This window comes from Caballeronia sp. LZ035 (assembly GCF_031451175.1).
Taxonomy (GTDB): domain Bacteria; phylum Pseudomonadota; class Gammaproteobacteria; order Burkholderiales; family Burkholderiaceae; genus Caballeronia.
Genome location: NZ_JARUXS010000002.1, coordinates 1,425,939 through 1,445,808, shown reverse-complemented (window position 1 = coordinate 1,445,808; position 19,870 = coordinate 1,425,939). Strand labels below are relative to the sequence as shown.

The 19,870-nt window shown below is 62.9% G+C and carries 17 protein-coding genes; 3 read left to right on the top strand and 14 right to left on the bottom strand.

From position 1 onward, the window contains the following. Positions 1–4 precede the first annotated feature (4 nt). The 8 genes from QCE88_RS22220 to QCE88_RS22185 form a co-directional block, all read right to left on the bottom strand. Positions 5–1,258 carry an arsenic transporter gene (locus tag QCE88_RS22220; protein WP_309906154.1) on the bottom strand — a complete coding sequence of 418 codons (1,254 nt, stop codon included), beginning with the start codon at positions 1,256–1,258 and terminating at the stop codon, positions 5–7. Beyond that, a complete protein-coding gene (locus tag QCE88_RS22215) occupies positions 1,255–2,493 on the bottom strand; it encodes an MFS transporter (RefSeq protein ID WP_309906152.1) in 1,239 nt (412 codons plus the stop codon). Before QCE88_RS22215 ends, QCE88_RS22220 begins: the two co-directional genes overlap by 4 nt. Positions 2,494–2,496: 3 nt before the next feature. After that, complete coding sequence (locus QCE88_RS22210; protein WP_309906150.1) at positions 2,497–3,612, bottom strand: metallophosphoesterase; 1,116 nt, start codon at positions 3,610–3,612, stop codon at positions 2,497–2,499. Positions 3,613–3,644: 32 nt separating this feature from the next. After that, a complete protein-coding gene (locus QCE88_RS22205; RefSeq protein ID WP_309906148.1) occupies positions 3,645–4,196 on the bottom strand; it encodes a hypothetical protein in 552 nt (183 codons plus the stop codon). Positions 4,197–4,229: 33 nt separating this feature from the next. After that, complete coding sequence (locus QCE88_RS22200; protein ID WP_309906146.1) at positions 4,230–4,973, bottom strand: hypothetical protein; 744 nt, start codon at positions 4,971–4,973, stop codon at positions 4,230–4,232. 148 nt (positions 4,974–5,121) lie between these two features. After that, the gene (locus tag QCE88_RS22195) at positions 5,122–6,492 is read right to left on the bottom strand and encodes a sigma-54 dependent transcriptional regulator (RefSeq protein ID WP_309906144.1); all 1,371 of its coding nucleotides are present in this window, start codon (positions 6,490–6,492) and stop codon (positions 5,122–5,124) included. Beyond that, entirely contained in the window at positions 6,477–7,961 is a 1,485-nt protein-coding gene (locus tag QCE88_RS22190; protein ID WP_309906142.1) for a HAMP domain-containing sensor histidine kinase, read from the bottom strand. Before QCE88_RS22190 ends, QCE88_RS22195 begins: the two co-directional genes overlap by 16 nt. Before the next feature lie 70 nt (positions 7,962–8,031). Continuing rightward, positions 8,032–8,934 (bottom strand): LysR substrate-binding domain-containing protein, encoded by a 903-nt coding sequence (locus tag QCE88_RS22185; RefSeq protein ID WP_309906140.1) that lies wholly within the window; start codon positions 8,932–8,934, stop codon positions 8,032–8,034. Between the two features lie 105 nt (positions 8,935–9,039). On the opposite strand from QCE88_RS22185, the gene QCE88_RS22180 reads away from it, so the two are divergent. Together QCE88_RS22180 and QCE88_RS22175 are read left to right on the top strand one after the other, a co-directional pair. Next, positions 9,040–9,699, top strand: coding sequence for a peroxiredoxin-like family protein (locus QCE88_RS22180; protein ID WP_309906139.1), 660 nt, complete (start codon positions 9,040–9,042; stop codon positions 9,697–9,699). Positions 9,700–9,829: 130 nt separating this feature from the next. Continuing rightward, complete coding sequence (locus QCE88_RS22175; RefSeq protein ID WP_309906137.1) at positions 9,830–13,045, top strand: multidrug efflux RND transporter permease subunit; 3,216 nt, start codon at positions 9,830–9,832, stop codon at positions 13,043–13,045. A 17-nt stretch (positions 13,046–13,062) separates the two neighbouring features. Here QCE88_RS22175 and QCE88_RS22170 read toward each other — a convergent pair whose 3' ends face one another. Next, a complete protein-coding gene (locus QCE88_RS22170) occupies positions 13,063–13,974 on the bottom strand; it encodes a LysR family transcriptional regulator (protein ID WP_309906135.1) in 912 nt (303 codons plus the stop codon). A gap of 134 nt (positions 13,975–14,108) precedes the next feature. On the opposite strand from QCE88_RS22170, the gene QCE88_RS22165 reads away from it, so the two are divergent. Further along, positions 14,109–14,816: a glutathione S-transferase C-terminal domain-containing protein gene (locus QCE88_RS22165; protein WP_309906133.1), complete on the top strand. Its 708-nt coding sequence runs from the start codon at positions 14,109–14,111 to the stop codon at positions 14,814–14,816. A gap of 98 nt (positions 14,817–14,914) precedes the next feature. On the opposite strand, the gene QCE88_RS22160 is transcribed toward QCE88_RS22165, so the two are convergent. The 5 genes from QCE88_RS22160 to QCE88_RS22140 all read right to left on the bottom strand — a co-directional run bounded on the left by QCE88_RS22160 (position 14,915) and on the right by QCE88_RS22140 (position 19,815). Continuing rightward, positions 14,915–16,303, bottom strand: a complete 1,389-nt coding sequence (locus QCE88_RS22160) for an MFS transporter (protein ID WP_309906131.1) — start codon at positions 16,301–16,303, stop codon at positions 14,915–14,917. A 150-nt stretch (positions 16,304–16,453) separates the two neighbouring features. Then, a complete protein-coding gene (locus tag QCE88_RS22155) occupies positions 16,454–17,251 on the bottom strand; it encodes an aspartate/glutamate racemase family protein (protein WP_309906130.1) in 798 nt (265 codons plus the stop codon). A gap of 46 nt (positions 17,252–17,297) precedes the next feature. Continuing rightward, positions 17,298–18,227: a polysaccharide deacetylase family protein gene (locus QCE88_RS22150; RefSeq protein WP_309906128.1), complete on the bottom strand. Its 930-nt coding sequence runs from the start codon at positions 18,225–18,227 to the stop codon at positions 17,298–17,300. After that, entirely contained in the window at positions 18,224–19,141 is a 918-nt protein-coding gene (locus QCE88_RS22145) for a polysaccharide deacetylase family protein (RefSeq protein ID WP_309906126.1), read from the bottom strand. The genes QCE88_RS22150 and QCE88_RS22145 overlap by 4 nt, the downstream gene beginning before the upstream one ends. Further along, on the bottom strand, positions 19,138–19,815 hold the full coding sequence (locus QCE88_RS22140; RefSeq protein WP_309906124.1) for an isochorismatase family protein: 678 nt from the start codon (positions 19,813–19,815) through the stop codon (positions 19,138–19,140). The genes QCE88_RS22145 and QCE88_RS22140 overlap by 4 nt, the downstream gene beginning before the upstream one ends. Positions 19,816–19,870 lie beyond the last annotated feature (55 nt).

Genomic DNA, 19,870 nt, shown 5'->3' with positions numbered 1-19,870 from the left:
AAGGTCAATGCGCAAACAAAAGCCGACATCCAAGCGCCAGAACAAGCGCCGGAACCATGACAACAAACCCGACCTTCAGGAACTGCATGAAGCTCACTTCCTCGCCTTCCCGTCGAATCGACGACAGCCAAAGGATTGTCGCGAGCGAGCCGGTGATCGAAAGATTCGGTCCGAGGTCGACGCCGATCAGCAGAGCATCGATGACGCGCTCCGGACTGTGTGCCTGCAAGGCCGTTGCGCTCGCGATGAGTCCTGCCGGCAAGTTGTTGATCGCGTTGCTTCCAAACGCGATGACAAGCCCCGATACCGCCGCGGCCATCGGCTGATTCCGCTGGCTTGCCTCTCCAAGAAGCGCTGATAGCTCGCGTACGACGCCCGTATGATCGAGCACCTCGACCAGTACGAAAAGCCCTGCGACGAGCGGCAACACGCTCCACGATATGTCGCTGACAAGTTCGACGGGTGACTGGCGTTCCTTGATCAACACGACCATCGCCGTGAGAATGCCAAGAACGGCAGTAGGCAGACCGAGTTGCAGATCGAACGCGGAAACGACCAGAAGCGCAATCGCCGTCACACCCATGCTTGCCAGCGTCAGTTTGCCGTTCGCGCTGAGCGGTTCAACCGGTAGATCGCGTTCGCATGCACCACTCAGATTCGCGCGCTGGGTCCAGCGCAGCATAACGAACGTAGCAACGATCGACAGCACCGAAGGCAACGCAAAACGCGCAACCCACAACCCAAGCGCCGGCGTGTGATTCGCATAGAGCACGAGATTCGCAGGATTGGAGATCGGCAGGACAAAGCTCGCCGCATTGGCGATGAACGCGCATACGTATAACAAGGGAAGCGGCCTCGTATGCGCTTTCTTGGCGGCAGCGAACACCGCAGGCGTGAGAACCACGGCGGCTGCGTCGTTCGACAGAAACGTCGTCACCACCACGCCCACGAGATACACCAGCAGGAAGAGCTTGCGCGGCGATCCCTTTGCGTAATTGACGGCATGCACCGCCACCCAGTCGAACAAGCCTTCACGACGACCGAGTTCCGAGAGCAGCATCATGCCGATCAGAAACAGATAAACGTCCGTACCCTTGCCAACGGCCTGCCAGGCAAGCTGCGCAGGAAGCAGCCCGAGCATGACGAGCATGATTGCGCCGGCCACGGCCCAGATCGCTTCGGGCCAGCGAAACGGCCGCAGGATCACACCGGCAGTCGCCGCAAACGCGATGCCCCATGAGAGAAAAATCGGATTCATGTTGTCAGAGGAGCGTCTTGAGTGACATCGCGGCCAAGACCGCACGCTTTTTTCAGCGTCGTGCCGAAGAGAAGCCACAGCGCGAGCGATCCCGTCGATACACCACCGAGCACGAGAAACGCACTCGCGTAGCCGAAGTGTTGAGCGAGCATGCCGCCCAGCGCAGGACTCAGCGCCGCGCCCGCGCCTTGCACCGTCATGACCACGCCCTGCCCGACATTCACCCGTCCCGTGCCTTGCAGCAGTCGCACCACGAGCGCGGGCACCGCGACGCTCTGCAAACCCGCGCCGATGCCATCGAGCGCCTGAACCGGCCACACGCCCCACGCGGTGATGAACATCGCGGCGACCATCCCGCGCAACGGCAGCGCGAAGAACGTGATCAGGATCACGCCCCAGTAGCCGATTCGCTGAATGAGGCGGTTCGCGAAACACGCCGCGACGACCATCACGAGTTGCGCGACGACGATCGTCTGCGCGGTGAAGGCGCTCGGATCGCCCTGATGCGCCGCGACGACCGCGAGGCCATACAGCGGCAGCATTGCCGCATTGCCGAGGTGGAACATCGCGAGCGATGCGGCGAGCAGCAGCAAGGGCCGGCACGTCAGCAAGACGCGAAAGCCGCTCGCATGCTCATCCTCGGGATGCGATGCTTTCGAGCCTCCAAGCCCCCGCGCGCTGTCGTGATCGATTGCATCGCGGCGAATGAGCAGCGTCGCGATGACCATCAGAACGGCAAACACACCGGCCAGCCCGAACACCGCACCGAATCCATATCGCCATCCTAGCCAGCCCGACAGCCCAGCACCAACGACATTGCCCGCATGATTCGCCACTTGATTACGACCGAACTGCCGGTCGAAGCCTTTCTCGCGCACGATGCCCAGCGTCACGCCGGCCACCGCAGGACCGAGCGCGGCGCCCGTCACGGCAGTGAAGATCTGCGACGCCGCCACCATCCAGTAGCTGTGCGATACCCACAGCACGAGCGAGGCAAGCGTCGTCATCACGCCCGCGATGACAATAATGCTGCGCTTGTGATGCGTGGCATCGACCAGTGCACCCGCCGGAGAAGTCGCGAGCATGCCTGCAATGCCGCCCAGCGTCATGACCGTGCCGATCGCCTCGGGAAGCCAGCCGTGCGCCTGAAGAAAGACGCCAAGGAACGGTCCGATGCCCGCCTGCACATCGGCCATGAAGAAATTCAGTCCTTCGAGCGCGTAGCGGGGATTCATGGCTCACCAATGGCGTCCGTTCTTGTTGGGCCCGAGCTGCGAGCCGACAATGCCGTGTTCCGGCCAGGGTTCGACAGCGTGCGCATCGGTGCCGAGCGCCGAGTGATGCCTGATGTGTTGATCCGTGCGCCCCGCTGCCGGAAGCGCGATGGAATCTTCGCCGCTGCGTCCGTCAGCCGTGCGGGCAGTCACCGTCAAAGGCAGCCGGTAGCTTGCGGTGACAGCAGGCAGATGCGCTTGCCAGATCCCGGCTTCATCGGCGCGCGGAGCAAACTCGATGGGAATGCCTTCCAGACTTCCGGTAACGGACACGACGTCGTCATCCGACACCAGCACGCGCACACAGTGCTCGCCGGTTGGGCGCGGCACCGAGCGGCTGCGATGCAGCCGCCAGTCGGACGGACGCGTAATCATGACGAACGGCCACGCGGCATCCAGCGGTTGAAACTTCCAGCTCACGACGCCGCCGTCGACCGCCGCCACCGAAAACCCCGGGCGACCCGCGTCTTCCTCGATCTGCCCGGTGGAACGGGTCGCTGCGTAGACCACCCAGCCGTCGTTGAGCAACTCGTTGTAGTGCGTGTGGCCGGTATCGACCATCGCGACGTTGGCGCGTGCAAACGCGTATGCCAGTGCGTGCCCGTCGGCGATATCGCCCGGATAGGCGTGCATGAACACAACAGGCGGTTCGAGGTCCTGCGCGGACGACGCGAGTTCCGCTTCGAGCCACAAAAAGTCCGCGCCCGAAAGCCTGAAATCCGGACCGCCTCGCCCCGCCGAGATGACATCCAGGAAGAGGCATCGATGGCCGTTCACGACGCGCGACATCGGCAACGACGCATTGGCGAAAGCGTTGAACGCGTCGAGGTTGCCGGGCTCGTAGTCGTGATCGCCGGGAATCGCATGGAGCGGCAGCTTCAGCTTCGACACTTCGGCGAAGATGCGATGAAACTGCTCAGGCGTTCCGTTATTGGCGTTGTCGCCCGGCAGGAAGGCGAAGTCGACACGGCCGGCCAGGTGTCGATTGACCTGCTGGATCATCGACTTCAGATGGTCGAGGCTTTCATAGCGGTCGTCGTTCGACGCATGAAGGTCGCCGAAATGCACCCAGCTCAACATCGCACATGCTCCTTGAATGAGGTGCGGTCTGGTCAGTCCGCTTGCGGTGCATCGACGAGTTCGGCGATTTCATCGACCTCGATCGTGCGCCCGTGCCGGTTCTTCACGCCATGTCCCCAAGCGTGGACCTGCGCGCCCGGCATCAGATAAGAGGCCAGTTCCGTGGCGGCATGGGGCGGCATGCGCAAGGACGTACCGTCGTCCAGCAGCGCCCCGCGCAATTCGCCCTTCGGACCGAACAGGGACAGCACCACTTCGCCGGATGCATCCATTGGTTTGCGTTCGACGTCCGGCTTGTGATGCGGCTCGCCGTCGTGATGCGGGCCTTCGTCGAGAATCACGACGCCGCTTTGCGTGGTCAGCGAAACAGCGGCGATCATGTCGGCATTGCGAGGCTTGACACCGCGCACGCGGATGGAGTCACCGAGCGCGACGTGACGCGCGAGTTGCTTCGACAGATGCGGAGGAACGTGAACCTGACGCGAGCCGACGACGAGACCGTCGACTTCACCGTGCGGGTTCAATAGAAAGCGTGTGACCTTGCCGCGGGTTTCCGGAAGGCTCGTGGGGTCGATCCAATGCATGTTCATGGTCCTTTATGTTGTGGTTGCGTTGCTTCAGGGCATCGGCGTGTTGCGGTCGTAGAGCGGAGTCAGCTTGCCTGGCGAGCCGAAGGCGGTTGCCTGTAGCGCCGTGCCGTATTGATTCTTCGTGCCATACCCTTGCGCCGATACCGTCGCGCCCGTCCGCACCAGTGCCGCGAACTGCTGGGCCACGGGTGGCGTGAGCTTGATGACCGTGCCGTCGGAGAGGATCACGCCGTCGGGTTCGCCGCGCGGCGCGGTCGTGATGTGTGCCACCTGGCCTTGCGCGCTCAAAGGCGAGAGTCCCGCTCCGCGCGCGGCGCGTGGCAGCGGCGGGGCGCCGCGCATCGGCGGTTCGTCGATCACTTGCCGGCCAGTCTGCGTGTCAGTGATGCGCTGAGCGGCGAAGCTGCCACCTTCCTCGCGCCACCCGCTCACTTGCACGAGATCGCCGCGACGCACCGCCGATGTCAGCTGCGCGCTCATATGCGGAGGAAAGCGCACGAGAGTGCCGTCGTTGGTCATGAAGCCATCGACATCGCCATCCGGATTCGTCAGGAAGCGCGCGACCGTGCCTTGCGTGGTCGCGACGGAAGCCGCATCGGCGAGCGGGGGCGGTGGCGGCATCGGCGCTCCGGCGACGGGCGGTGGAGGCGCATCCGGCCCGACGGGCGGCGGAGTCGGCGTTGCAGCGGGTTGTGCTGCGCAGCCGGCGCTCGCCGCGAGCAAGGCCGAGAGCACAGCGATTCGCAAATTGGGATACAGGGTCGATGGCATGATTCACTCCTTTCGCGTAGCGAGGAATCATTTGCAAGGGCCATGCCATTCGGAAAACGCCGCTGGCTCAATGCGTTACGCGATCGAGCCGTGTGGAGGTGTCAAGTAACCCGACAGCACCTGTCCGGTTACTTGACGCTTGAACGCTTCACGCGGAAGCCTCGGACATGCCCAGCGCCGCCATCCGCGTATAGAGCGACTGCCGGCTGATGCCGAGCCTCCGCGCCGCCTCGGCGCGATTGCCGCCGGACGCCGACAGCGCATGAACGATCAGCGCGCGCTCCAGTTGCGCCACCGCTTGCGGCAGGGAAAGGTCGAGCAGCGCAGCAGGAATTGCGTCATCCACTCCATCTCGCGTCGCGATCAGAAACGCGAAGTCATCACGCGTCAGCACCGGCCCGGGCGCAAGCGCGCTGGCTCGTTCGATCGCATTGGCCAGCTCCCGCACATTGCCCGGCCACGCAAACGTGGCGAGCAGGCGCTGCGCATCGGCGGAAAGATGCTTGCGCGCGATATCGGTCGATGCCCTCGCCAGGAAATGCTCGGCAAGCGGCAGGATATCGGCGACGCGTTCGCGCAGCGGCGGCATGTGCAATGGAATCACGTTCAGCCGGAACAGCAGGTCCTGCCGGAACGCGCCCGTCTCGACCATCGCAGCGAGATCGCGATGCGTGGCGGCGACCACGCGCACATCCACCGTCACGATCCGGCTCGTGCCCAGCGGCGTGACTTGCCGCTCCTGAAGCACGCGCAGGAGTTTGGCCTGCATGGAAAGCGGCATGTCGCCGATTTCATCGAGAAAGAGGGTACCGCCATGCGCCTCTTCGACCCGTCCTCGCCGATCGCTCTGTGCGCCCGTGAACGCGCCCTTGCCGTGCCCGAAGAGTTCGCTTTCGAGCAGGTCGTCGGGAATGGCCGCGCAGTTCACCGCGACGAACGGACCGCTCGCCCGCGCCGACGCACGGTGCAGCACGCGCGCCGCGATCTCCTTGCCGGTCCCCGTTTCGCCGGTGATCAATACGGTGGAATTGCCACTGGCCGCGCGGCCGAGGCGCTTCTGCACCTCACGCATGGCCTCGCTCACGCCGAGGAGTTGCGGCTCATGGGAGCGCGCCTCGTCGGCGAATACGCTCGCGGCCGGCGTCTCGACCCGCGCCGACAGAATGCGTTTCAGCAGCGCGGCAATCTCGTCGCGTCCAACCGGCTTGGTCAGGTGTTCGAACGCGCCGAGCCGCATCGCGCCGATGGTGTTGTCGCTGGTTGCGTGCGCGGTGAGCATCACGACCGGCACGGTCTGTAGCCCCGGTGTGTTGCGCAGCTTCTCCAGCACGACGAGACCGTCCGCGCCCGGCAAGCGGAAGTCGAGAAAGATGCAGTCGGGCGCGGGACTGCGGCGCAATTGCGCGAACGCGTCGTCGCCGGAACGCGCTTCGGACGCCGCGTAGCCCAGGTCCTGCACGGTTTCCGCGAGGCCTTCGCGGAACGCGTCGTCGTCGTCGATGATCAGGATGGTCGCCATGGCAAGTCGATCACAAAGCGTGTCACGTTCGAATCTTCCGCAAGCCAGGCGCGGCCGCCATGCGCCGACGCAATCTCACGCACGACGGCGAGACCGAGGCCCGATCCGTCGGGGCGGCCCGTCACGAACGGCTCGAAGATCCGCTCTCGTTCAGCGGGGCTGACGCCGGGACCATTATCGATGACTTCGAGCCTGAGCCGTTCACTTCCTTCCGCCACGGTCCGGTACGCGCGAACCATCACGTTCGATCCCGAGGGCGTATGCCTGAGCGCGTTCACGAGCAGGTTGTCGAGCGCGCGCGCCAGTTGCGCGGGATCGAACACCGGCTGCGTCGGGTCTGGCGCGACTTCGGCGCTGAGCGTCACGTGCCTGCTTTCAGCGTGCGATTCGTGCGTATGAACGATATCGTCGAGCCAAGCGCGCAGATCGACCTCACGGGCGTGGACCGTCACCGATTGCGTCAGGGCCAGCAGGCTCGTCACCTGCAACTCGATGCGTCCCACCTGCTCGATGATCGTCTTCAACGCGGCTTCCCGACGTGCCGCATCGCCGGCCAGCGCGTTCTCGGCCTTGAGTCGCATCGCGCCCGCCGGGTTGCGAATTTCATGCGCGATCTGCGCCGCCATCTTGCCCAGCGTGCTGAAGCGCTCGGCCTGTGCGAGTTGCTGGTTCAATGCCGTGGCGTCGCGCTTGAGTCGCTCGGCGCGCTCGCCGTAGCGGTTGAGCGCATCGACGATCGGGTCAAGATCGCGCTCGCCGAAACGCTCGAGCCGCTTGCCCTGCTCGAAGCCGCTATCGGGTGCGAGCGCATGTTCCAGCCGGGTGAGGTTGCGTCTCCATCGCCTGAGCGTCAGCGCCAGGAACAGCGCCAGCACGACGATGACGGCCAGCACGCCCGCCAGGATGGCGCTGGCGCGCTCGCCATAAGGTCCGAGCGGCGGGCGGGCGCGCGTGAGCGTCCAGGCGAGCAGGTCTGCGTGACGCGGCACCGGACAGGCGACGGCGAGCGTGGCGTCGCTACCGCTCGATACGATATCCGACTGCAACTGTCCGGCACTCGATGCGCTCTTCAGCGCGCGCAGAATAAGCGGCGTCTCGGCTTCGGGAATGTCGCGCTTGACGCCGCTGCCGCCATAGGTGGGAAAGGCATACGCAATGAAGCCATTCGACGCAGTCGACGGCGGTTCACTGGTCCAGAAGCCGCCTTCGATACCTTCGGTCTGGATCAGCACGAGATCGAGCACGGCGTGCATCAGGTCGACGTTGGTTTCGCCGGGGCGTTGCATCGACAGGTCATAGCGCGACGCAACCGCTGTGCAGGCGGCCGCCGCCTGCTGCTTCGCGGTCACGACGCGCTCACCCAGCGCCGACGACAACATGAGCCATACCGCGACACTCAGCAGGCCGCAGAGCACGGCGATGAGCGTCCAGAGCGTGAGAAGCTGAGTTGAGAACGACGGTCTTGGCATGAATGGACCATGAGGGATCTGATGTGGCGGACTTTATAGCAAGTCTTCTGCCAAGCGTACGACGCGGGTCTTAAGCTCTCTCGACAGAAATCGGCGCCACTTCCTCCACGAGGTAATCGACCAGCGCACGTGCGGCAGGCCGTGAACCCCGGCCCGGCGGAAACACCGCGTGAACCTCGACAGGATCGAGCGCCCAGTCCTCCAGAACCTGCACGAGCCGTCCATCGGCGATTTCGTTCCGGCATCCCCAATAACCCACCGTCAGTATTCCCAGCCCCGCAACCGCCGCGGCCGTCGCGCCTTCGTTCACGGAAGTCGCAAAACGCCCCTCGCCGCGAAACGAAACCTCGCGTCCATCCTTCCTGAGCGTCCAGCCCAGCGACGCCACGCTCGACGGCCCAAGCACGAACGCGTGATCGCTCAGATCGGCGGGTTCGAGCGGGCGGCCTGCATTTGCCAGATAACTCGGCGCGGCCACCAGCAAGCGGGCGGAACGCCCCAGCAAGCGCGATCGCGCGCTCGAATCCGGCAGCGTGCCGAAACGAATCGCGACGTCCGCACCTTCGGCAATCAGGTCCTGGCGATCGTCCGCCATCAGCAGCTCGACATGCAGCGCCGGATGCAAGGCCATGAACCGGCCGATGCGCGGAATCACTTCGCGAATGCCGAAGCTCGTCGACAGCGCCACGCGCAGCTGCCCGCGCAACTCCGAACTGCCGCGCGCCACGTGATCGGCCTCTTCGAGCGCTTCGAGAATCGCTTCGACGCGCGTCAGATAGTCGGCGCCGGCGTCGGTCAGCTTCACGGCCCGCGTGCTTCGAGTAAAGAGCGTCGTGCCGACGTCCGCCTCCAGTTCGGCGATCTGCCGCGATACCGACGGCTGGCTCAGACCGAGTTCGCGTCCGGCCCGGCTGAAGCTCGATGTCTGGGCCACCCGCACGAAAAGTCGCAGCGTCGACAGCTTGTCATTCATTTGTTGGGCGAATAAGTGAAAGTCATATACGCATTCTACCGGCCATCGTGCGAATGAATCACTATTGCTTCACGCCAGCACCGGCGAGTCAATCAGGAGCGGAACATGACACTGCAAGCAAAACTGGATGCCTTCAAATCGCACTTCGAAAGCAAGGTTGCACCGCGCGAAGTCGTCGACATCTTTCACCGGACCACCGCCGAACTGGTGGCAAGCGGCCAGGCCGAACGATCGCTCAAAGTGGGCGACCCTGCGCCGACCTTTACACTCACCACGGCCGAGGGCGAGCGCGTTTCGTCGACGGACATGCTCGAACAAGGGCCGCTCGTCGTCACGTTCTATCGCGGCGTCTGGTGTCCGTACTGCAATCTCGACTTGCAGGCTATCGAAGAAGTGGCGGACGAGATCCGCGCGCTCGGCGCGACGCTCGTGTCGCTCTCGATGCAGAGCGCGGACAACAGCCTGAAGTCGCAACGTCAGAACAAGCTCAGCTATCCGATCCTCGTGGATGAAGGCGGCAAGACGGCCGATGCCTTCGGTATCCGCTTCCGGCTGCAGGACGAACTGATCGATGCGTACAAGGGCTTCAAGGTCGATCTGCCCGCCATCAACGGCGAACCGAGCTGGACCCTGCCGATGCCCGCGCGTTATGTGATTGCCCGGGACGGCACGATTGCATACGCCGAAGTCAGCCCCGACTACACGCAACGCCCCGACCCGGGGGAACTCGTTGCCGTGCTTCAGCGCATGAAACAAGCCGCTTGAAGCAGATCTCGATTGTCTCGTGTGAAGCGCCAGAGCGTCGCCCGATCGCGCGTTTATCCGCGCTCGGGCCGTCGCCATACTCGTGGCCATCACCAGCACTCGCACAGGCAAAGGGATCCAGAGGCACTTCATGAACATTTCCCGATTTTTCATCGACCGGCCGATCTTCGCGGCCGTGCTCTCGGTGGTCATCCTGCTCGCCGGGCTCATCGCGCTCACGAAGCTGCCGACGGCCGAGTATCCCGAAGTCGTGCCCCCTTCCGTGGTGGTGCGTGCGCAGTATCCGGGCGCCAATCCGAAGGTGATCGCCGAGACGGTGGCGGCGCCCATCGAGGAGCAGATCAACGGCGTCGAAAGCATGCTGTACATGCAGTCGCAAGCGAACAGCGACGGCAACCTGACGACGACCGTGACGTTCAAGCTCGGCACCGATCCGGACAAGGCGCAGCAGCTCGTGCAGAACCGCGTGTCGCAAGCCTTGCCGCGTCTGCCGCAGGATGTGCAGCGGCTCGGCGTGACGACCGTGAAGTCATCGCCCACCTTGACGATGGGCGTGAATCTCGTGTCGCCGAACGATCGCTACGACCTCACCTATCTGCGCAACTACGCGCTCATCAACATCAAGGATCGCTTCGCGCAGGTGCCCGGTGTCGGTGAAGTCGTGCTGTGGGGCTCGGGCGATTACTCGATGCGCGTATGGCTCGACCCGAACAAGGTGGCGCGCCAGAACCTCACGGCCACCGATGTCGTGAAGGCGATTCGCGAGCAGAACGTGCAGGTCGCGGCGGGTATCGTGGGCGGCGCGCCGATGACGACCCACGTGCCGCTGCAACTCAGCGTGAACGCGCAAGGACGGCTCAAGACCGAAGACGAATTCCGCCGCATCATCCTGAAGACTTCGCCCGATGGCGCGGTGACGCATCTCGGCGATGTCGCGCGGGTGGAGCTGGGCGCGTCGGAATACGCGCTGCGCGCGGGCATCGACGGCAAGAAGGCGGTGCAGATCATCCTGTTCCAGCAGCCCAACGCGAATTCGCTGCAAATCTCCGACGACATTCGCAAGCTCACCGCCGAGATGCAGAAGGACATGCCTGACGGCGTGAAAGCGGAAATCGTCTACGACCCGACGCAGTTCGTGCGCGAGAGCATCGACGCCGTGGTGCATACGCTCTTCGAGGCGATCATTCTCGTCGTGCTGGTGGTGATCGTGTTCTTGCAGACGTGGCGCGCGTCGCTGATTCCGCTGCTGGCCGTGCCGGTGTCGATCGTCGGCACGTTCTCGCTGATGCTCGCGTTCGGCTTCACGATCAACGCGTTGTCGCTGTTCGGCATGGTGCTCGCCATCGGCATCGTCGTGGATGACGCGATCGTCGTGGTGGAGAACGTCGAGCGCAACATCGCGGCAGGACTCTCGCCGCTCGAAGCCTCGTATGAAGCGATGCGCGAGGTCAGCGGACCGATCATCGCCATTGCGCTGACGCTGGTGGCCGTGTTCGTGCCGCTCGCGTTCATGTCGGGTCTCACGGGGCAATTCTACAAGCAGTTCGCGATGACCATCGCCATCTCGACGGTGATCTCCGCGTTCAACTCGCTCACCTTGTCGCCGGCGCTTTCCGCGCTTTTGCTGAAGGATCACCACGCGCCGAAAGACGCCCTCACGCGTGCGATGGACCGCGTCCTCGGGCCGTTCTTCAGGCTCTTCAACAAGGTGTTCCAGCGCGGCTCGGAAAGCTATGGCAAGGGTGTCGGCGGCATCATCGGGCGCAAGTTCGCGATGATGGTCGTGTATGGCGTGCTGCTCGGCGCGACCGTCCTGGTCGGCAAGCTCGTGCCGGGCGGCTTCGTGCCGGCGCAGGACAAGGATTATTTCGTCAGCATCCTGCAGTTGCCGCCGGGCGCATCGCTTGACAGGACCGAGAAGGTGGTCGATCAGATGGGCGAGATCGCCCGCAAGCAACCGGGGATTCTGCACACGCCGGAGTTTCCGGGCTTGTCGGTAACGGGGCTGATGAACTCGTCGAGCAGCGGTCTGGTGTTCTCGGTCGCGAAGCCTTCGAAGGAACGCGGCCAGGGCGAGAAGGGCGCGGATATCGTCGCCGGCCTGAACCGGCAGTATGGTCAGATCAAGGAGGCGGCCATCGCGACGTTCCCGCCGCCGCCGGTGCAGGGACTGGGCACAATCGGCGGATTCAAGCTGCAGATCCAGGATCGCGGTGCGCTGGGTTACGAGGCGCTCAATCGGGCCACGCAAGCGTTTCTCGCGGCGGCGGCGAAGGCGCCGGAACTGGGTCCGTCGTTTTCGAGCTATCAGATCAACGTGCCGCAGCTGAACGTGGCGCTCGACCGTGAGAAGGCGAAGCAGCTGGGCGTGTCCGTCACCGATGTCTTCGACACGATGCAGATCTATCTTGGCTCGCTCTACGTGAACGACTTCAACAAGTTCGGCCGCGTCTATCAGGTGCGCGCGCAGGCCGATGCGCCGTTCCGCGCCAACGCGGACAGCATCCTGCAACTGAAGACGCGCAACGAACGCGGCGAGATGGTGCCGCTTTCCTCACTCGTGACGGTGACGCCGACCTATGGTCCGGAGATGGTGGTGCGCTACAACGGCTTTCTTGCTGCGGATATCAACGGCGGTCCGGCGCCGGGTTATTCGTCAGGGCAGGCGATGGCGGCGGTCGAGCGCATCGCGAGCCAGACGCTTCCGCGCGGCATCAAGTTCGAATGGACCGATCTCACCTATCAGCAGATCCTGACCGGCAATGCCGCGTTCTGGGTCTTCCCGATCAGCGTGCTGCTCGTGTTCCTCGTGCTCGCCGCGATGTACGAAAGCGTCACGCTGCCGCTCGCCATTCTGCTGATCGTGCCGATGAGCATTCTCTCCGCGCTGGCCGGCGTGTGGCTCACGCGTGGCGACAACAACATCTTTACGCAGATCGGCTTGATGGTGCTGGTTGGATTGTCGGCGAAAAACGCGATCCTGATCGTCGAATTCGCGCGTGAACTGGAGATGCAGGGACGCTCGATCGTGCAGGCGGCCATCGAGGCATCGCGCTTGCGTCTGCGGCCCATCCTGATGACGTCGATCGCTTTCATCATGGGTGTCGTGCCGCTCGTAATCTCGACTGGCGCGGGGTCCGAGATGCGTCGCGCGATGGGTATCGCCGTTTTCTTCGGCATGCTCGGCGTGACCTTCTTCGGTCTCATGCTGACGCCGGTGTTCTACGTGATCCTGCGCAAGCTCTCCGGCGCCAGGCCGTTGCGCGATCGACGTGGACGTCGTCCGCAGTTGCCGGTGCCTGCGCATGCTGCCGAAGCCGCACGCGAACCCGCGTTGGTGGATTGAGGAGAGGGTCGTGCTATTCACTCGCCGCTGTATTGCAAGGTCTCGGCAAGGTGGTTGACGACGGCGCGCGTTTTGGCCGCCATCTTCTGACCCAGCGAAATGATGGCGTGAACGGGCGGGCCGTCGACATCGGCTTCGGGCAGAACGTGCACGAGCCTGCCCGCGCGGACATGCGGCAGGGCGACGCGATCGAAGATCTGCGCGATGCCGAAACCTTCCACGGTGGCTTCGACGAGCGCCTGTCCGTCGGCCAGCACCAGGACCGCCGGCGGCGCTAACTCTTTCGTCGATGCGCCATGACGCAAGGTCCAGGGCCGCAACCGGCCCATGGGTCCGCGAAAGATGACGGCGTCGTGGTCGCTCAATTGATCGAGGTCAGTGGGCGTGCCCTTGCGTGCGAGATAGTCCGGCGATGCATACAGACCGAGCCGCAGGTCGCACAGCTTGCGCACGGTCAGCTCGCTGTCTTCCGGCAGAGCGCCGATGCGGACCACCACGTCCCATCCCTCGCCGATCGGATCGGACATGCGATCGGTCAGCGCTACTTCGAGCGTCACTTTTGGATGTTTGACGCGCAGGTCGAGGAAGCTCGGCAAAAGCAGGCGGCCGAAGCCCGCGGGCACGTCGATTTTCACGCGCCCGACCGGCTCCGAACGGCGCGCTGCGAGCTGTTGTTCGGCTTCGCGCAGTCCGTCGAGGGCATCGCGCGCGGCCTGCAGATAGGTCTCGCCGTCTTCGGTGAGACGCACCGCGCGCGTCGTGCGCTGGAAGAGACGCGTGCCGAGCCTGGCTTCCAGTCGTTGCACGGCCTTGCCGACGTTGGACTTGCTGTTGCCCAGTTCTTCGGCAGCGCGCGTGAAGCTACCGGTCTGCGCGACCGCGACGAAGACGGCTATCTCGTTGATCGGTGCATCCGTGCGCTCGGTCATTTCACGGTCCTTTTGCTGAAAAAACGCGTGATTCTAGCTTTTGCATCATGCCGGAGATGACGGTGATTGTCTCCGCACGAGCGACGGTGCGGCGCTTGTGACGTCGTTTATCCGGGCTTCGAATCTCGCGATACTTGTTTCCAACGGGACGGCAGACAACCACGCTTGCTAACCCAACTCCCTTTACTCATTCGAGATCTGCCATGAAGCTCTATATCGCCCGTGCTACCTGTTCGCTCGCCGTGCAAGCCGTTTTCAACGAATTGAATCTTGCGCCCGAGCTCGTGCATTTTGATGTGTTTGGCAAGACGACGTCGGACGGGTCGGATTTTGCCGGGATCAATCCGCTGTTGTATGTTCCGGCGCTGGTGCTGGACGGTGAGGACGAGCCGCTTACGGAGACGATCATCATTGCGTCATATATCGCCGATCAGCATCCGGAGTCGGGGCTGATTCCGAAGCACGGTACGCCCGAACGCGCGCGCATGGACCAGCTTTTGACCTTCGTCGCGACGGAGATCGCGCAGAAACACATTCCGCTGATGCGCAAGCTGATGACGCCGGAAGGGATCGCGTTCAATGTCAACAAGCTGCTCAAGGCTTATGCGAAGCTGGATGCGATGCTCGGGGATGGGCGGTCTTATCTCACCGGCGAACAGTTCACTGTCGCCGATGCCTATGTCTGGGCGACGATGTGGCATGAACGCTCAGGCGTGAAGCTCGATCATCTGGCCAATTTGAATGCGTATATCGGACGCATTGAAGCGCGGGCTTCGGTGAAGAGAGCGTTGAAGGATGAGGCGGAGGTTGTGGCCAGGCATGAGAGCGCAGTCGCGGTCTGATGACTGGAAAACGGCTCGAAGGCGGAGAGTGGCGGCGCCTGCGCGCCGCCATCCTTGAAACATCGTCCCTGACGCCCTTACAAGGATTGATCCAGCAATCAGTCCGTAGCCTTCGGACCGAAGTACGTCGCCAGGATAGCGAAGCCGCCGGAGATGACGAGCGGAACCGCGAAGTAGCCAAACGTCGTTGACAGCGGGGTGTTGGCTGCAAGCAGCGCGCCGCCGACCATCGGTCCCAGGATAGCGCCGAAGCGGCCAAAACCCCCTGCCCAGCCGATCCCCGAGCTACGGAGACGTGCAGGATAAATCAGTGCCGCGAGGGAGTAGAAGCCGCTGAAGCCGCCCATGAGCGTGAAGCCCATGCCGAACGCAGTGAGAAGCGTAGCGGCAAGGGGCATGTGCTGAACAAACAGCATCATCATGCCCGAGCAGACGAAGAAGAACAGGGCGATCAGCTTGCCGATGTCGCGACGAATCGCAAGGTAGCCAATGATGACATCGCCGAAGACACCGCCGAGGTTCGTCAGGGCGCCTGCCCAGATCGCATCGGATTGACTCAGGCCGGCCATCACGGAAATCTTTGGAATCCAGCTCATCAGGAAGTACAGCACGCCATAGCTCAGGAAGGTCGCCATCCACAGGGCAATCGTTCCCTTGAACAGTTCCGCGCTGAAAAGATCGCGCGGCTTCGGCAGATTCCCGCTCTGACTGCGTGCGGGCAGTGCGCTGATCGGCTGCATGCCCAGACGTGCACGCAGGGCGTTGGAGCGTTGGAGCGCGTCCTTCGGTTGACGTGCTTCGAGAAACGCGACCGACTCCGGCAACGCGATCCACACGATGGGCAGCAGGACCAGCGTGATCACCGCCGCGCCGAGCATCGTGGCCTGCCAGCCAAACGCCGGTATGGCGAAAATCGCCGCGATACCCGTCAGCACGGCGCCGATGGGATAACCCGCCTGGAAGAGACCGACCGCAAGGCTGCGACGGCCCGGCGGCGCATATTCGGCAACCAGCGCGCCAACGGAAGCGAGCAGCGTACCCAGCCCCAGACCCGTCAGGACACGCATTGCCGAGAAGATGGTGAGATCGTGGGTCAGCCCCGAACCCAGCGAGCCCAAGGTCATCAACACGAGCGCCAGCAGAATGATGGGGCGACGTCCCCACGAGTCAGCAAAGGGCGCCACGACGATACAGCCGAGCACCATGCCGGTCATGCCGGCTGAAAACACGACGCCGAGTTGCGCAAGACTGATATGCCAATCCGAAGCCATGGCAGGAGCGATGTAGGACACGATCAGCAAGTCCATGCCATCGAGCGCGTTCATGACCGTACAAAGAATGACGACGGTTATTTGTAGCGCCATCCACTTCACGGGTTTCGTGCCCTGTGCGGACGGGGATTCTGCAACATAGCTCATAAAAGCTTCCTTGGAATTTTGATAGACCTGTACTACACGGTGCAGCCAACGATCGACGTTCCAGCCCATACGCGCTTCTCACACGCGATCAGCCAGCATGAATCGATCGTTTGTCTCCTTCTCTGCATCCGTCAGGTAACGCTCGCGGCGACCGGCATCCCGGCAAAAACTCGCGCGCGATAAAGAACGTCGAGGCAATGGATAATCAATGCAGTGAGGCTATGAGGTTCCGCCCGCCAGACTCTTTGCGCCTGCATCGAGCATCGCGCTCAACATCTCCAGACGCGGGTTTTGCGGACGGGGATAACCCACCGCACTGTGCTTCAGTTTCAGGTCGAGCATCGAAGCCACGATCTTGTACGAGAGCGGACCCGGATTGATGATCGGCACCGGCAGACGCGGTTGCAGCCATGCGTGCGACTGATGCATCGTGGTCGAACCGAGAATCAGGCATTCGGCACCATCTTCTTCGACCGCCTTCATCGCCGCTTCGAGCAGGCGCGGATACACCTCGTCTTCCTTACCCGATAGCAGACTTTGATTGTTGGTGGCGGCTTCGATTGCACGCACCGACACGCACTTGTGATGCATGCCGAGTTCGTCGAGCGCCTTCTTGTACAAGGGCTTCCAGTGACTCGCCATGGTGAGGATCGAGAACTTGTCGCCCAGCATCAGCGCGGCAAGCATCGAGGCCTTGCCGGGGCCGAATACCGGAATGTCGAGAACCGAACGCAGTGCGTGGACACCCGAATCACTCATCGTGTCGATACACACCGCGTCGTAGCCTTCTTCCTGCGCTCGACAACCGGCTTCGAAATTCGCCACGTCGGCCAGCGCGAAGTCGTGATGACTCGCGTAGTTCGCCGGGCCCGACTTGACCGCGCGGTATTCGAAGCGAATGTCGTCGCCGAATTGCAGGCCTTGCAATTGCGATTCGCGCAGCGCCAGATTCTCCTGGCTCATGGCGAACGGTACGACCACGAGAACGCGGCGTACCCTGTTTTTGGATTCGGTCATGGAAATGGGGGGAAACGCCAGTGCCGTTGCTCACTGGCGTGGTTCATCAGGCGGGCTGTCCGGTCTTCCAGGCGTCGAGGATGTCGCTGCCCGTTGCCGACCACACACCGCGATGACGCGTGATGTGAGCCAGCGCTTCTTCGAGGGCACGAATACGATACGGCTGACCGATCACCCATGGATGCAGGGAGATCGCCATCACCCGCCCGTCATCCGCGCTCGACTCCTTGTAGAGCACGTCGAACTGGTCGATCAGCTGATCGCGGAAGTCGTCTTCAGTGTGGTGGTTCTGAACCAGAATGGTCGCATCGTCGAGGTCGATCGGATGCGGCATCGCATGGATCTGGCCGGCGCGCGTGTTCATGGCATACGGCATGTCGTCGTTGACCCAGTCGCACAAGTAGTCGACGCCCGCTTCCCTGAGCAGATCCGGGGTATGCCACGACTCCGATTTGGCGGGACTCAGCCAGCCGCGAACCGGCTGACCCGAAGCCTTGCGCAAAATATCGAGCGACGTCGTGATCAATGCACGCTCCTCGTCCTCGCTCATGCCGCCGTGATGGATGTGATCCATGTCGAGGCCGTTGGCGATGATCTCCCAGCCGCGATCGACACAGGCTTTCACCAGGGCAGGATAACGCGTAGCCACGGCCGCATTCATCGCGGCGCTTGCCTTGAGCCCATGTTGCCCGAGCGCTTCCATGATGCGGAAGATGCCTACGCGGTTCCCATAGTCACGCAGCGTGTAGTGGCGGAAGTCGGGGTACGCGGTCTGCATCGCGCCCATCGGCTTGAACGGCTTGCCCTGCATGTTCAGCGGGAACCATTCGAGAGCCGGGACGATCCAGAGCGCCACACGGTTTCCATTACCCCAGCTGACGCCGGGACGCTGCGGAAGCATCGACCAGTCATAACGCTCGTGGTCCATGCCGTAGCGGCGCAGCGGGTACTCCAGATATTCCTTGTCCAGACTCATCGTGCTTCTCCGACCGCGTGCGCTGCCTTTGCGAAGGCGTCGTAGTAGTGGGTGTTGAAGTGCTCGGCGATCTCGCGGCCGGTAGCGAGCCACACCTTGTCATGGCTCGTGATGTACTGCAGCGCTTCTTCGAAGGCGGCGAGCCGATACGGCTGGCCGATCAGGTAGGGATGTAGCGGAATGCACATCACCGTGCCCGACTTTTCGCCTTCGCGATACAGGCGGTCGAACTGGCGTTTGATGATGTCGCCGTAACGGCGGGGCGACACCTGATTCACGTTATAAACGATGGTGTCGTTCATTTCGAGCGAATAGGGAATGGAGGCAAGCTTGCCATTCGCCGTCTTCACCGGACCCGGCTGGTCGTCGTGGAACAGGTCGCATACGTAGGTCAGACCCATTTCTGCCACGAGGTCCATCGTGCGGTCCGTGTACGTCAACGCAGGAGCCAGCCAGCCGTCGAGTTTCTGGCCCGTGTGCTTCCTGATCGTATCGATCGAATCCTGGATGACCGCGCGTTCCTGCGCCTCGTCCATGCCCATCAGGTAGCGCGTGTTATACGTGCCGTGCGAATAGAACTCCCAGCCGTTCTCCGCGCAAGCCGCGATGACTTCGGGATGATGCTCGCACATGGCGACGTTGAGCGACACCGACCCGCGCATGCCGCAGCGTTTCATCACATCGAGCATGCGCCAGAAGCCCACGCGATTGCCATAGTCGCGATAAGCGTAGTTCTGCACGTCCGGGGCAGGCCTCGACCATGCGGCGCGCGACGGATTGCGCGGCGGATTCAGTTCGTAGAATTCGACGTTCGGCGCAACCCAGAAGGCCACCCGGGCACCGTTCGGCCATTCGATCCTGGGCCGCGCATCGTACGGCAGGTAGTCGTAGAAATTCGGATCGCGCTTCATCATGCTTCCTTGGCCGGAATCCTGGCGACGGATTCGAGAATCTCGTGAACGGACAACACATCGGCATATTTCACTGCCATGTCGTACAGGTTCGCGAAGTGCGGGCTTTCGTGTTTGTCGGCCACGCATTCCTCGGCAACGATGGTGCGGAAGCTGCGTTGCAGGCTGTCTACCACGGTGGCGCGCACGCAGCCCGACGTCGAGCCGCCGGTGACGATCACGGTATCCACGCCGTGGAACGTGAAGACCGAAGACAGGTTCGTTTCAAAGAACGCCGACGCCATGCGCTTGTTGACGATGATGTCCCGCTTCGGGTCGATCTCGAGACGCGGATCGAACTCGGAACGCGCCGAACCCACCTTGATGTTTTGCAGCGAGTCCGGCGTGTTGCTGCGCGTGCCCCAGATGCCGCAGTCCTCGCCCGAGTCCATGTAGGCCACATACGTCCACACGACCGGGAAGCCCTTGGCGCGGAACGCGGCGGCGAGCTGATTCGTGTACTCCATCTGCTTCGGGTCGGTCTCGTAGGCCGTCGGGAATTCGCCGACGCTCGTGTAGGCCTTCTGCGGATCGACGTTGATCAGAGCGGGCATCCGGCCAAAGCCGAAGCGCTTGCGCGTGGGGTTCGCCTTGAACTCTTCGAACAGTTGGCGGGCGGTCTTGTCAGAAGTTTGCATGCGAAAGTCTTGAGTGATAGGTTCTTCAGAGATCACGCAGATTGCCTGCCTGTCA

Bases quoted from the DNA above. Each gene is read 5' to 3' on its own strand.
- QCE88_RS22145 (WP_309906126.1), bottom strand. From the start codon at position 19,141: ATGATGAAGCGCGATCCGAATTTCTACGACTACCTGCCGTACGATGCG.
- QCE88_RS22220 (WP_309906154.1), bottom strand. From the start codon at position 1,258: ATGAATCCGATTTTTCTCTCATGGGGCATCGCGTTTGCGGCGACTGCC.
- QCE88_RS22175 (WP_309906137.1), top strand. From the start codon at position 9,830: ATGAACATTTCCCGATTTTTCATCGACCGGCCGATCTTCGCGGCCGTG.
- QCE88_RS22215 (WP_309906152.1), bottom strand. From the start codon at position 2,493: ATGAATCCCCGCTACGCGCTCGAAGGACTGAATTTCTTCATGGCCGAT.
- QCE88_RS22200 (WP_309906146.1), bottom strand. From the start codon at position 4,973: ATGCCATCGACCCTGTATCCCAATTTGCGAATCGCTGTGCTCTCGGCC.
- QCE88_RS22205 (WP_309906148.1), bottom strand. From the start codon at position 4,196: ATGCATTGGATCGACCCCACGAGCCTTCCGGAAACCCGCGGCAAGGTC.
- QCE88_RS22160 (WP_309906131.1), bottom strand. From the start codon at position 16,303: ATGGGCTGGAACGTCGATCGTTGGCTGCACCGTGTAGTACAGGTCTAT.
- QCE88_RS22190 (WP_309906142.1), bottom strand. From the start codon at position 7,961: ATGCCAAGACCGTCGTTCTCAACTCAGCTTCTCACGCTCTGGACGCTC.
- QCE88_RS22170 (WP_309906135.1), bottom strand. From the start codon at position 13,974: ATGACCGAGCGCACGGATGCACCGATCAACGAGATAGCCGTCTTCGTC.
- QCE88_RS22180 (WP_309906139.1), top strand. From the start codon at position 9,040: ATGACACTGCAAGCAAAACTGGATGCCTTCAAATCGCACTTCGAAAGC.
- QCE88_RS22150 (WP_309906128.1), bottom strand. From the start codon at position 18,227: ATGAGTCTGGACAAGGAATATCTGGAGTACCCGCTGCGCCGCTACGGC.
- QCE88_RS22140 (WP_309906124.1), bottom strand. From the start codon at position 19,815: ATGCAAACTTCTGACAAGACCGCCCGCCAACTGTTCGAAGAGTTCAAG.
- QCE88_RS22195 (WP_309906144.1), bottom strand. From the start codon at position 6,492: ATGGCGACCATCCTGATCATCGACGACGACGACGCGTTCCGCGAAGGC.
- QCE88_RS22210 (WP_309906150.1), bottom strand. From the start codon at position 3,612: ATGTTGAGCTGGGTGCATTTCGGCGACCTTCATGCGTCGAACGACGAC.
- QCE88_RS22155 (WP_309906130.1), bottom strand. From the start codon at position 17,251: ATGACCGAATCCAAAAACAGGGTACGCCGCGTTCTCGTGGTCGTACCG.
- QCE88_RS22185 (WP_309906140.1), bottom strand. From the start codon at position 8,934: ATGAATGACAAGCTGTCGACGCTGCGACTTTTCGTGCGGGTGGCCCAG.